The following is a 12,153-nucleotide window of genomic DNA, read 5'->3' on the forward strand; positions in this document are numbered from 1 at the left end:
TTCAGCACCATTCCATGACGACAACATTGAGGGTGCGGTCTTGCTTGAGCAGGGCAACTTTGTGAGTGGCGCTGCGCACACCGACCTTGAAGTCAAATCCGCAGGCCCTGGCGAGTTCGCGCTCGTGCTGCATCTTCGGCATCTGACTCCTGACCACAATGTCCTTCAGGTCGGCCGTGTACGTATCGAAGTTGTCGGTCTTGACCTCCCACAGCGTGCGCGTGGCCAGTTGCAGCGCGTCGAAGTTCTTTCCATTCACGAACACATCCCTACCGGGGAAGCTGTTGTTCGGTATTTTGTCGGCGCATTGGTTGTGCAGATGATTCCCGCCCAAGTGACGCACTGGGATGGGTTCGCACCTGCGGCGACGCTCTCGCTCCGAGGTTTCGATGGGCCCCACGGGAGGAAAATCCGGCCCTTTGGGCTCCGGCTTGGGCCTTTGTTTCGGCGAGGGTTCTCGCGGAGCGGGCATCGTTTCAGGCACGGGCCGCGTTTCAGCTGCGGGCCCTACCTCGGGGCGGCTCCTCCTCAGCTCATACGCATCCAGCGCTTCTTTGATGGCGAATCCCACCACCACCACACCCGTCACCACCACCGCACCCACCACGATCTCCGGTGCCGCCAAGACACAGACCCCAAGTCCCACGGCCGCGGCACCCGCGGAGGCGACCGTGCATCTCCCCGTGGAATCGTGAAACTCGAGCCGGTCATGGTCCAGGGCATGAAAGCACCGCTCCACCAGCACGGGCCAGGGCTCGGAAGCCTCCCCGACGACGCACCGGCCTCCGTCCATCCAGGGCAGCTTCGCCGCTCGCTGGAGGTTGGCCAGCCTCGGGTCCCGGGTCGCTGGCGCTCCTGGGCTTTGCGCTGGCGTAGCGCAGGCCGAGACAATGAGTAGAAGTGCGATGCACGCTCGGAGACGCATGGCCGGATCCTCGAATCAAGCGGAGTATGCCAGCACGCCCCAACGGCGACGAATGAGCACGCGAGGGCAGCGGCAGAGGCCCAGGGTGCAGTAGCCGCGGCCGTGGGACGGCCGAGCTGCGCTGGCGCCGCGGGGAAGGGGCGAAGCATCAAGTCATGGCATGGGGCTTGAGGGGAAGTGCAGGTTTTCGAGCACCACGGTTTCGGCGTCGGCTTCCTCCGCCCACACCTTGAGCGTGAAGGGCCTCTGGGCCTCGCGCTCTCCGGCCTCCGCTTCCACGATGAGGCCGAACGACTTCCCGGGATGAATGGGCTCCGGATGACTCATTCGGAGTCCCGGCAGGGGGACTTGTTTCTCGTCCAGGAGCGCGGCTCCGGCGGGGGTCCAGGTCCGGGTACCCCTATTGAGGAGATCCAATTTCAAGGCGACCCGGCCTTGTCCTTGATCTCCAATGGCGCGGTATCCGACCCCCTTCCGTGGAATGATCAATGCACCTGGACGCTCTGGGATCCCCTTGAGTTCTTGGGCGAAGACTCCTTGCGTGCCGATCCATCCCGGGGTGATGAGTCTCATGAGTCCAATCGGCTCACCACATTCGCTCTGCATGCGCGCCTTTTCCTCCTGGCACTGCTGGGCCTCGGCTCTCGCTTGGGATTCTCCCTGGCGGTAGGAGGCCAGAGTGCGTGCATGGCGGAACACCTCTACTTGGCGCTCTGCCTGAGAGGGATGCACCACCAGGAGGAGGGTGATGGTGGCGGGAGCGTTGCCGTCCTGGAAGAAGACCGTGACGGGCACTCGTGCTCCATCGTGAAGTGCCTCGGACGCCACGAGTGTCAGGGTGTCATCCGTTACCATCACCCGTCGAAAGCGCTCCCGACCCTCGATTTCCACGCGCGCCAGTGTCGTGTCGAAGAACAGATTGATGGCCAGCTCAGGCCGGATGCACACTTCCGGGGTTTCGTGGGATGCATCCGCGTCCAATTCGATACGGCGCGTGCCGGTTTCACAGGCGGGGACTGGCGAGGGCTCGGCGAGCAGGGTCAGCCCAAGCAGGAGCGTGGAGGGCGAGGCGAACACGGGGCGGGAACCTCCCGGATGATGGAGATGCGACTGGAGACGTGGGCTCCAGTATACCGTCCTTTCCGGTCAAGTCCCCTCCCTGGGTGCTACTCGAAGCGCGTCACTATTCTCACGTCCACGCGAGGATAGGCCGTGGGGTTCGCCCCTGATGTCTCGTAGTCGAGACCCCTCTTGTTGTAGCTACCGACCAGCTCCATGCATACGGTGAACGTGTCTCCCTTGGGCGTGACCACTTGGGTGATGCGGCCATAGACGCGCTCCTTTCCGAGGATGAGTTGTCCGGAGAGGGTGCTCATGTCAGGGAACACGGTTCGCCCATCCATGGCGTTGAATCTGCTGGCTCCGACATCCCAATCACCCGCCAGCTCCAAGGAGACAGGGCCTTCCTTTACAGGGACTGGCTTTTCGGCCTTCTGCAAATCGTCGCCAGGTAAGGACACGCCATGGATGTCTCTCACCTTGAGTCCGAGCGTTTCAGTCATCGTCTTGACCGCGCCCGCCGGACATTCCTCGGGGGGAGGATTCCGGCGGACCTGGGCCGCGGGGCAGGCGGTGTTGGCGGCGGCGGTCATGGCCAGGAGGACGGGGGCCGCCCGGGGGCTGCGTGCCTTCTTCATGGGGAGTGTGTCCGTGGGGAGCGTCACGGTCGTGACGGGCGCAGGGGTCTCCACCCGGGAAGGTGCTGCGCCTGGGTCAGCTTCGGGGGGCTTCCACGGAGGCGCCACTTCATGAATGGACGTAGCCCATGGCATCGGGTCCCAGACGAACAATCCTGAAGGTGGGTTGGGCTCGGTTTCGCGCTGGCTCCACACCCACGCCATTCCCACCACGAGGCACGCTCCGGCCACCCCGGCCCAGACACTCCGTCTCCTGTCGCGGGGAACGCGAGGCGCGGGAGGGGGCTTGGCGGGAGCGGGCGCCGGTATGGGCACGGGGGCGGCGGCCACGGTGGGCGGCTTGCCCCGCCTGGGCCTCCTGCGCGCCCATGCTCGCAGCCGTGCTTGGGGCGTGTCGCCGGGCAGTTCCGTGGTGAGTTCGTCCGATTCCCATCCGTAGCACAGGGGCCTTTCCCAGCGAGGATCTCCGTGCGTCCGCCGCAGCAGGGCTTCCATCTCCGAGCACAGGGCCTCGGCGTTGGGCGCGCGGGCGTGGGGCTCGGAGGCCAACAGGCGCAGGCACAGGTCGCCGAGTTCCTGGGGAACGCGGGCGTTGCGCACGGTGGGGGGCACGGGGTTGCCCGCGAGGATGTCCGCGAGCAGATCGTCCTCCGGACCCTCGAAGGGGTACACATCGGTCGCGAGCACGTAGAGGATGACGCCCAGCGCGTACAGCTCGTCCGCCACGGAGTAGGGATGGCGCTCGCCCGGCGTCTTGTCCGGGCGCAGGAAGAAGGCCACGGCCTCGGGGCTGCGGTAGCGCGCGTTGCCGGGTGCCAGCGCGCCGGTCACCGAGGGGGCATGGGGCAGGGCACCCGCCCCGAAGTCCACCAGGACCGCCGCTCCGTCCGTCTCGCGGACCAGCACGTTGTCGCCCTTCAGGTCCCGGTGGAACACCCCCTGGGCGTGCACGTCCCCCAAGGCCCGGCAGAGCGGCGACAGTTTCTCCAGGAGCTCGCGGGCGCTGGGATTGGTGTCGCGCGCCCACTGGTAGAGCGTGGGACCCGGGACGTACTCCATGACGAGCACCAGGTACTCGGGCTGTTCCTCGGGCCATTTGAAATGGCTCCGCAGCCGCACCACCTGGGGGAACTCATGGCGCAGCAGGATGTACAGCTCGCGCCAGCCCCACTCCCCCATGCTCCCCAGGTGGAGGAACTTGAGAGCGCAGGGGCCGTCCTCGCGGCGTGCGAGGTACACCTGTCCGAAGCCGCCGGCTCCCAGCTTCCTCTCGATGCGGTAGCCACCCACCTCCAGGCCTGGCCGCACCTCGTCTTCATGGGAGGGCGTCACGGGGTTTCTTCCTCGGGAACGTGGGGGGGTGACGTGGGGAGTCGAGTCATGGGGGGAACCTCCGGAGTGGGACGCTACCAGAATCCCGAGGGGAGGAGGCACGCGTGGGTGGGTGGGCCGTGGACCTCCATTGAATCCGCCGCGTGCCTGTCCTTGGATAAGGGCGCCCCCGGTCCCGGAAAGTCCCAGTCTCATGTCGTCGAGCCGCCTCGCCGTGCCCTTGCTCGTGGGTTTGTTCGCCCTCGTTTCGCCATTCGTCCATGGCGCGGAGCCCCAGGGCCGCATCGGATTTCGCGGCTACGGCACGGACGTGGGCATCGAGACCCAGGAAATCTCCTGGGTCGTGCAGGACGGGGATGGCTTCGTGTGGGCCTGCGCCTCGGACGCGATGTACCGCTTCGATGGAGGACGCTTCGAGCGCTTCGACAGTGAATTCGGGCTGCCCTCCACGGATGTGAATGACCTGACGCTCGATGCGCGGGGGCACCTGCTCCTGGTGACCCGCAAGGGCGTGGTGCGCTGGGATGGCCGCCGCTTCGTTCCGGTGCGGATGCCGGACGGCGGCGCACGGGTGTGGAGTGTCCGCGTGGATCCCTCGAATCGGATGTGGGTGGGCACCGAGTACGGCCTGTTCGTGCAATCCGGAGCGGATCGCTTCGTTCCAGTGCATGGCTGGCCGGGAGGGCCGGTGTTGATGTTGGGGATGGATGCATCGGGGGCGCTCCAGGTGGTGTCCGACACCCTCCTGGGGAGCCGGGATCCCCAGGGGGGATGGCTGGTTCACGCGCTTCCCGGGCGTCCAGAGGGCATTCGAGCGCTCGTGCGGGACGGTCAGGGCCGTCTGTGGTTGAGCTCCGAGGGGTGGTTGGCCATGCAACCGAAGGGCGGGGGGCCGCTGAGGGATCGCTCCTCGCTCCTGGAGGGGCTACCGGGGGCGGGCAATCGCTTGCACGTGGGACGCCGGGGACAGCTCCAGGTGCCGAGCGCCCGGGGACTGCTTGAGGTGGAGGGAGACCACGTCGAATTGCTGCGGCTGAGCCTGCCCGAGCGGGTGTCCCGGGCGTGGGACATCCTGGAGGACCGGCAGGGAACGTTGTGGGCCGCGAGCGTGGGGGTGCACCGCTCCCTGGGCCGGGGGTTGTGGCGCGTCCACGATGCCTCCACCGGACTGCCCTCGAGCATCGTCTGGGGTCTGGCCCGAGGGGGCGATGGGACCTTGTGGGTGGGAACCGAGAAGGGCCTCGCCCATGCCACCCAGGAGGGGTGGGGTGTGGTGCCGGGGTTGGAGGACTTCTCGCTCAAGGCCTTGCTCGTGGATCCGGACGGCGCGGTGTGGTCCGCGGGAAGACCCTCCGGGCTGCACCGCTACGAGCCCGGGAGCGGAACGCTGCGAACGTTTGGCAAGGCGTCTGGCTATTCGGCGAAGAACACCTTCAGCCTCCTTCGCGAGCCCGATGGCACGTTGTGGGCGGCGACCACCTCGGGTCTGTTGCGAGGCGTGGTGGAGCAGGGGGAGGCCTCCTTCACGAACGTGCTGCCCACGACGCCCGGGGGAATGGCTTTCGTTGGCCTGGCGCGCGACGCGGAGGGGCGGCTGTGGGCCTCGGGGGACGGATTGTTCGTGCGGGAGATGGGAAGATTCCGGCATCTGGTGGGAAAGGAGGAGGGCCTGCGCCATGATCACCTGTCCTTCCTGCTCATCCGGCGAGATGGCCGCATGTGTGTCGCCTACCACGAGCCCCTGGGGTTGAGTTGTTTCTCCTACCGCGAGGGGCGGCTCACGGATCTGGTGCATCTGGATCGCGGCACGGGGCTGCACAGCAACTTCATCTACCAATTGGGGGAGGACGCGGCGGGGCGGCTGTGGATTGGCACGGGAGCGGGCGTGCATGTCGTGAGCGGGGATGGAACGCTCGAGCACTTCGGGGCGAGCGGGGGTGCTCCCGGTGACGACTTCAATGGCAACTCCTTCCTGGCGGACCAGGACGGGGCGGTGTGGACGGGCACCACGATGGGGCTCGGCCGCTTCGATGGGGCGCGCTACGGGGGTCCCGTGGAGCCGCGCATCGCCCTGCTCGGCATCCACCTGGGGGCGCGGACGTGGTCACGGCCTCCCCTGGAGGGAATCGAGGCCAGGCCTGGCGAGGACGCCTTGCAGGTGCGCTTCGCCGACCTGGGAGCGCTCGACGAGGGAGAGCTGGAGCATGAGGCGCGCCTGGTGGGGCTGGATGACTGGCACCCGGTGACGGGGCGCTCGGTGCGCTATGGGTCGCTCCCGCCGGGCGAGTACCGCTTCGAGCTTCGCGCACGCAATGGCCAGGGGGTGTGGAAGCGGGGCGTGGAGTTCGAGCTGCGGATTCCAACGCCCTGGTGGGCGTCCTGGTGGGCACGGGGCTTGGGAGGGCTGTCCCTGGGGGTGGTGGTGATGGGAATCGGCCGGTGGCGGAGCGTGGCGTTGCGCCGCCGCAACTCGGAACTGGAGCGCCTGGTGGAGGCGCGCACCGCCGAGCTTGCCCGGGAGCGTGAGAAGGTGGCCCAGGCGGAGAAGCTCTCGGCCATGGGACAACTCATGGCGCGGCTGTCCCATGAGATCAACAATCCGCTGACGGCCATCCACAACAACCTGCCGCCCGTGCGTGAGTATTTCGAACAACAGGCGGAGGTGTTGAGGCACTGCCGGGAGCGGCTGAGCGCGCATCCGGACGAGGCCCGCGAGTTGGAGCGGATCTGGCGCGAGCAGCAATTGGATTTCGTGTTGGAGGACACACCGGAGGCGCTGGAGACGATGCGTTTCGCCACCGAGCGCATCCGTTCCATCCAGGCGGACCTGAGGGCGTTCCTGAGAGGGGAGCGCCCCCGGCTGGAGGTGGGAGACCTCAACGAGACGGTGCGTGCCACGGTGGAGTTCGTACGGCGCTCGTTGCCTCCGGGGGCGCGGGTCGACGTGGACTGCGGTGACGTGCCGCGATTCGCCTTTCATGCCGGACAGTTGGGGCAGGTGTTGCTCAATCTCCTGCGCAATGCGTTGGATGCCATGGGGAGTGAAGGGGGCGAGGTGCGGGTGAGCACCCGGGTGGTGGCGGAAGGCCAGGTGGAACTGGTGGTGGCCGACGATGGGCCGGGGATTCCTCCCGTGCTGCGCGCGCGCATCTTCGAGCCCTTCTTCACCACGAAGGACGTGGGCCGGGGCTCGGGCCTGGGGTTGGCCATCTGCCGGCAGATCATCGCGGAGAACCACCAGGGCTCCCTCGAGCTGGACGAGTCGGTGCCGAGAGGCGCGTGCTTCCGGATCCGGCTGCCGCTCGTGTAGGTCGAAAGAATCTCTCAACCCCGGAGGATGAATGGCACCCCCGTACGAGTCCCACATGCCCGTAGCTCCCGAAGTCGCGCGGTACGCGGAGGCGGTCGTGAGCCGCCTTCAATCCCTGCTCGGTGATTCGCTCCTGGGCGCCTACCTCATTGGCTCGGGGAGTCTGGGGGGGTACGAACCCGGGAGCAGCGACATCGACATCATCGCGGTCTGCGCGGCTCCCGTGGCGCTTCACGTCAAGCAAGCCATCGCGCAAGCACTGGACCATCGGGTGCTGCCCTGTCCCGCGCGAGGTCTGGAGTTCGTCCTCTACTCGAAGGGCGCGGTGTCCGAGCCGGAGCGAAGCCCCCGGTTCGAGCTGAACTTCAACACGGGCGCGGGGATGACCTACCGCTTCAGTCCGGGGCCGGAGAACGAGCCGGCCCATTGGTATGTCATCGACCTCGACATCGCCCGCGAGCACGCGGTGCCCCTGGCGGGGCCGCCCGCGCGTGAGCTGCTGGCCCGACAGCCCCGGGCCTGGGTGCTCGGGGCCATCCGGGATTCCCTCGCGTGGCATGCCCGGGAGGAGCCCGTGAGTCCCAACAACGTGCTCAACGCCTGTCGCGCGTGGCGCCATGCCGAGGAAGGCGTGTGGTGCACGAAGCGGGAGGCCGCGGCGTGGGCCCGGACGCGTCTGGAGGATCCCTCCCTCATCGATGCCGCACTGGAGCGGCGGCGGGGACTTCCGGGACCCGGATTGGATGCCGAGGCGGTGCGCGCCCTGGTGCGGCGCGTTCAGGACGCCGTGGAGCGCGCTTAACCCGCGAAGGGCAGTCCCTCGGTCTTCTGCTCCAACTCCGAGAGTGTCGTCCACCCGAGCAGGCCCGTGGTGGACTTCACGAGGAAATAGGCCGGCTGTCCCTTCTGGGTGGACGGGGACACGAGCAGCACCTGGATACGGGAGTCCTTGGCCAGGTTGGCCACGGGGGTGGCCTTGGGGCTCCGCTCGAAGGTGATGGGGAAGGTCTGCTTCACCGTGGCCTCGGCGCCCACGGAGTAGAACTCCTGGGGGACTTCGCGCAGCTTCCACTCCTTGCGATCCAGCACGTACTTGTCGCGCCGGGTCCAGAATCCCTGCCACGTGTCCGACAGGACGATGCCATTGCCGCTGTTCTTCTCGCGGTCGAAGGCGTGGACGTCTCCCAGGCGCCTCAGCGTCTTGCCGTCATAGCCGAGGAAGTAGACGTGATGGTCGCTGTCGACCTCACCGTAGGCGGAGACGACGAGCTCCTTCCATTTGTCGCCCTTGTCGAGGTCCACGACCTGCACCTCGAAGTTCGCGCCGTTGTCGGTCTTCACCTGGAGGGATGCGCCCGCGACCTGGAGGGTGAAGCGTGAGTCATCCTCCGTCCAGCGCAGGGTGATGGACTCCGGTCTGCCATCACCGTCCAGGTCGGCGGTGAGGGAGGCGGGGTTCTGGGCGGCCAGGGCGGTGGGGGTGGCCAGCAGCACCGCGGAGGCGAGCAGGGCGCGGAATCGGTTCTTCATGGTGTCCAGGCTCATGGAGGGAGGAGCCGGTCATCGTACTCGCGCGGGACCTCGACCCATTCGCCAGTCGTCGTTGTAGAGTCGGAGCTGTCCGGGTTGGCCGGACTTCCTCAGCTGGGAGCGACGACATGACGAAGCATGCGAAGGGTCTGTGGGCGGTGGGCGCGCTGGTGTTGGGTCTGGGCATGGGCTTCACCGCGGGAACCCACACGGAGGCGCGGGAGTCGGCCGCGCCGGGCATCGTGGAATGTTCTCGGGATTCGCAGTGTGACGCGCGCTGTGACGGCCCTGGCAGCGGTGCGTGCCAGATGGGCCGTTGCTACTGCCTCCGCTAGACGACCGGCCTCAGTACCACTGCTCCTGGCCGTTCACCCACGTGCCCATCACCGTGAGGTCCGGCCGGAGCAGGGTGAGGTCCGCGCGGTAGCCAGGCGCCAGCCGTCCCAGCTGCGCCTCCAGCCCGAGGTAGCTCGCGGGGTAGAGCGACGCCATGCGCAGGCCTTCCTCGAGGGACAGTCCCAGCAGGTTCACGCAGTTGCGCACGGAGGCCGCCATGTCGATGTCGGCTCCGGCCAGCGTGCCGTTCTCCGTCACCAGGCGCCCATCCCGGCGCAGGATGGTCTGCCCATAGAGCTGGAAGGTGCGCGCGTCGGTGCCCACGGGCGGCATGGCGTCCGTCACCAGGAACACCTTGCCGGGCTTCTTTCCCTTCACGAGCTGGCGCAGCAGGGCCGGATGCACGTGGATGCCGTCGGCGATGATGCCGCACCACGTCTCCTCGGTATCGATCGCGGTCAGCACCGGGCCCGGCTGGCGGTTGTTCACGGGCGGCATGGCGTTGAACAGGTGGGTGAAGCCCCGCACGCCCGCGGCCACGGCCTCGTGGGTCCGCTCGTACGACGCCGCGGTGTGTCCCGCCGCGAGGATGGTCCCCGCCGAGGCCAGGCGCGCGAGGATCGCGTCCTCGACCTGCTCCGGCGCCAGCGTCATCAACAGCCGTCCCCGCTGGCCCGCCAGACGTTGCGGCAGGGCCACCAGGTAGTCGATGTCCTGTGCGTCGGGGGCGCGGATGTAGCGCGGCTCGTGCACTCCCGGCCGGCTTCCACTGATGAAGGGGCCTTCCAGGTGGATGCCGAGCACGCCGCTCGCGGGCCTCGCCAGGGCTTCCAGGGCGGCCTCGCAGGCCCGCCGCATCTTCGACTGCTCATCGGTGATGAAGGTGGGCAAGAGCCCCGTCGTCCCGGAACGCCTCGCGGCCGCCGCGATGGCGAGCGCGGCCTCGACCGTGGGCGTCTCGTTGAACAGCACGCCCCCGGCGCCGTTGACCTGCGCGTCGATGAAGCCAGGCGTGAGCAGCGCGTCCCCGGGCAGGCGCACCACGTCGGCGCCGGCGGGCAGGGCCTGGTCGGGCACCACGGCGCGAATGTGCCCGTCCTCGAGCACCACGCCGTGACCTTCCAGGATCCGCTCGCCGGTGAAGATCCGGGCTCCGCTCAACACGCGCGCCATCACACGGTCTCCGTCACTTTACGCAGGTGGGCGGGTGCATCGGGATCCAGTCGGCGCGCGGCCGCCAGACGGTGCACCGCCATGTAGAAGCTCTGGACCTGGCACAGGGGGGCGAGCGCGTGCGGCAGCCCGGGGACCGTGGGCAACACCTCCGTGCCCGGCACCGCGAGCGCCGAGCGGACATCCGCGCCCAGCTCCACGAACCGGCGCACCACGCTCCGGGTGCTCTCGGCCGAGTTGTCTTCCTGGCCCAGGGCGAGCACCGGGAAGCCCGGCCCCACGAGCGCGAGCGGACCGTGGATGACCTCGGCGGTGCTGAAGGCCTCGGCGTGCAGGCGGCACGTCTCCTTGAACTTGAGCGCCATTTCCAGGGCGGCGCCCAGGCCGCTGCCGCGTCCGAGCACGAACAGGCTGCGCGCATCCGCGAGCCGCACGAGCGCGGGGCCCCAGTCGAGCTCGCGCGCCGCCTCCAGGGCCTCCGGCAACCGGTTCACCGCGTCGCGCAGCTCGGACTCACCGGACCAGTGCGCCACGAGCTGCAGGAACGCGAGACCGGAGAGGAGGTAGGACTTCGTGGCGGCCACGCTCTGCTCGGGTCCGGCGCACAGCGGGATGCCCACGTCGCACATCCCCATGAGCGGGGAGTCCTCGGTATTGACGAACCCGACGACCAGGGCGCCCGCCTCGCGAGCCCGCTCCGTCAGGCGCAGCAGGTCCGGGCTGCGGCCGGACTGCGACACGGCGATGAAGAGGCTGTCCTTCAGGTCCAGGTGCGGGGTGTTGTAGACGGACGCCACGCTCGGCCCCACGGAGGCCACGGCACGTCCCAGCGTGGTCTCGATGAGGTACTTGCCATAGCTGGCGGCATGGTCGGAGCTGCCGCGCGCGCAGGTGACGACGAAGCGGGGCGGGTGCTGGCGCAGCCGCGCGCCCAGCTCGGCGAAGGTGCCCGCGCAGCGCTGGATCTGCTGGCGCGCGGCATCCGCCGCCTGGGCGGCCTCGCGGGCCATCGCGGGGACGGGGAGGACTCCGGGGCTCACTGCATGGGGGAGGAGGCTCATCGGTTCACCTCTCGGGCCTGGGCGGCCAGGTTCAATTCGACGATGAAGTCATAGGAGTCACCCCGGTACTGGGACCGGACGAACTCCATGGGGGTTCCATCCTCGAGCAGCGTGCGCCGCTCGATGTAGAGGGCCGCGGCGCCTTCCGGCACACCGAGCAGATCGGCCTGTTCGGCCGTGAGCTGGATGGCGGACAGGCGCTGCAGGGCGCGAAAGGGCGTGATGCCCCTGCGCCGCAGGGTGTCGTAGAGCGAGCCCTGCACCTCGTTTGGATCCGCGAGGAAACGGGTGGGGAGGACCGCCAGCTCCAGCGCCATGGCGATGCCATTGGCGGTGCGCAGGCGCTGCAGGCGGCTCACCGTGGCACCCGGGCTCAATCCGAGCGCCAGGGCTTCCTCGGGCGTCGCCGCCGCCACGGCCCGGTGCAGCCACACCGAGCCCGCCGCCATGCCGCGCGAGCCCATGTCCTCGGAGAAGCCGGTCAGGGTGGACAGGCGCTGCTCCACGAAGGGGCCGCGGTTGACGAATGTTCCCGCGCCCTGCCGCTGTTGCAGCAGCCCCTCGTCCAGCAACTCCTTGAGGGCCTTGCGCACCGTGACGCGCGACACGCCGAAGCGCTCCGCCATCTCCCGCTCACCGGGCAGGGCGTCACGGTGGCCATAGCGGCCGCTGGCGATCAGTCCCCGGAGGTGGCGCGCGAGCTGGAGGTAGAGCGGCAGCGGCAGGTCGCTCGACAGCACGGCCCGATCCATGGACTCCGATGCGCTCAGTGGGGTGGACATGTCTCCG

10 protein-coding genes are annotated in these 12,153 nt (G+C 68.5%); 3 read left to right on the forward strand and 7 right to left on the reverse strand.

What is annotated here, in order from left to right:
• Position 1 precedes the first annotated feature (1 nt).
• The 3 genes from MEBOL_RS21320 to MEBOL_RS21330 form a co-directional block, all read right to left on the reverse strand.
• Positions 2 to 925 (reverse strand): DUF6310 domain-containing protein, encoded by a 924-nt coding sequence (locus MEBOL_RS21320; protein ID WP_095979174.1) that lies wholly within the window; start codon positions 923 to 925, stop codon positions 2 to 4.
• Positions 926 to 1,078: 153 nt separating this feature from the next.
• On the reverse strand, positions 1,079 to 2,002 hold the full coding sequence (locus MEBOL_RS21325) for a DUF2381 family protein (RefSeq protein ID WP_095979175.1): 924 nt from the start codon (positions 2,000 to 2,002) through the stop codon (positions 1,079 to 1,081).
• Between the two features lie 89 nt (positions 2,003 to 2,091).
• Positions 2,092 to 3,954, reverse strand: coding sequence for a serine/threonine protein kinase (locus MEBOL_RS21330; protein ID WP_170115558.1), 1,863 nt, complete (start codon positions 3,952 to 3,954; stop codon positions 2,092 to 2,094).
• A 193-nt stretch (positions 3,955 to 4,147) separates the two neighbouring features.
• On the opposite strand from MEBOL_RS21330, the gene MEBOL_RS21335 reads away from it, so the two are divergent.
• Together MEBOL_RS21335 and MEBOL_RS21340 are read left to right on the forward strand one after the other, a co-directional pair.
• Positions 4,148 to 7,264, forward strand: a complete 3,117-nt coding sequence (locus MEBOL_RS21335) for a sensor histidine kinase (RefSeq protein WP_157775328.1) — start codon at positions 4,148 to 4,150, stop codon at positions 7,262 to 7,264.
• 55 nt (positions 7,265 to 7,319) lie between these two features.
• Entirely contained in the window at positions 7,320 to 8,066 is a 747-nt protein-coding gene (locus MEBOL_RS21340; protein WP_170115559.1) for an aminoglycoside adenylyltransferase domain-containing protein, read from the forward strand.
• Here the strand turns inward: MEBOL_RS21340 and MEBOL_RS21345 are convergent.
• A complete protein-coding gene (locus tag MEBOL_RS21345; RefSeq protein WP_095982907.1) occupies positions 8,063 to 8,794 on the reverse strand; it encodes a hypothetical protein in 732 nt (243 codons plus the stop codon). The genes MEBOL_RS21340 and MEBOL_RS21345 overlap by 4 nt on opposite strands.
• A 128-nt stretch (positions 8,795 to 8,922) precedes the next feature.
• Between MEBOL_RS21345 and MEBOL_RS21350 the strand changes: the two genes are divergently transcribed.
• Positions 8,923 to 9,129 carry a hypothetical protein gene (locus MEBOL_RS21350; protein WP_095979179.1) on the forward strand — a complete coding sequence of 69 codons (207 nt, stop codon included), beginning with the start codon at positions 8,923 to 8,925 and terminating at the stop codon, positions 9,127 to 9,129.
• 10 nt (positions 9,130 to 9,139) lie between these two features.
• On the opposite strand, the gene nagA is transcribed toward MEBOL_RS21350, so the two are convergent.
• The 3 genes from nagA to MEBOL_RS21365 are packed head-to-tail and all read right to left on the reverse strand — an operon-like array spanning position 9,140 to position 12,146.
• The gene (nagA, locus tag MEBOL_RS21355; protein WP_095979180.1) at positions 9,140 to 10,303 is read right to left on the reverse strand and encodes an N-acetylglucosamine-6-phosphate deacetylase; all 1,164 of its coding nucleotides are present in this window, start codon (positions 10,301 to 10,303) and stop codon (positions 9,140 to 9,142) included.
• On the reverse strand, positions 10,303 to 11,364 hold the full coding sequence (locus MEBOL_RS21360; protein WP_095979181.1) for an SIS domain-containing protein: 1,062 nt from the start codon (positions 11,362 to 11,364) through the stop codon (positions 10,303 to 10,305). The genes nagA and MEBOL_RS21360 overlap by 1 nt, the downstream gene beginning before the upstream one ends.
• Positions 11,361 to 12,146: a GntR family transcriptional regulator gene (locus MEBOL_RS21365; protein ID WP_095979182.1), complete on the reverse strand. Its 786-nt coding sequence runs from the start codon at positions 12,144 to 12,146 to the stop codon at positions 11,361 to 11,363. The genes MEBOL_RS21360 and MEBOL_RS21365 overlap by 4 nt, the downstream gene beginning before the upstream one ends.
• Positions 12,147 to 12,153 lie beyond the last annotated feature (7 nt).

This window comes from Melittangium boletus DSM 14713, from assembly GCF_002305855.1.
GTDB classification, from domain to species: domain Bacteria; phylum Myxococcota; class Myxococcia; order Myxococcales; family Myxococcaceae; genus Cystobacter; species Cystobacter boletus.

Coding starts and splice junctions, on each gene's coding strand:
- MEBOL_RS21320 (WP_095979174.1), bottom strand. CDS start 925: ATGCGTCTCCGAGCGTGCATCGCACTTCTACTCATTGTCTCGGCCTGC.
- MEBOL_RS21335 (WP_157775328.1), top strand. CDS start 4,148: ATGTCGTCGAGCCGCCTCGCCGTGCCCTTGCTCGTGGGTTTGTTCGCC.
- MEBOL_RS21340 (WP_170115559.1), top strand. CDS start 7,320: ATGCCCGTAGCTCCCGAAGTCGCGCGGTACGCGGAGGCGGTCGTGAGC.
- MEBOL_RS21345 (WP_095982907.1), bottom strand. CDS start 8,794: ATGAAGAACCGATTCCGCGCCCTGCTCGCCTCCGCGGTGCTGCTGGCC.
- MEBOL_RS21350 (WP_095979179.1), top strand. CDS start 8,923: ATGACGAAGCATGCGAAGGGTCTGTGGGCGGTGGGCGCGCTGGTGTTG.
- nagA (WP_095979180.1), bottom strand. CDS start 10,303: ATGGCGCGCGTGTTGAGCGGAGCCCGGATCTTCACCGGCGAGCGGATC.
- MEBOL_RS21360 (WP_095979181.1), bottom strand. CDS start 11,364: ATGAGCCTCCTCCCCCATGCAGTGAGCCCCGGAGTCCTCCCCGTCCCC.
- MEBOL_RS21365 (WP_095979182.1), bottom strand. CDS start 12,146: ATGTCCACCCCACTGAGCGCATCGGAGTCCATGGATCGGGCCGTGCTG.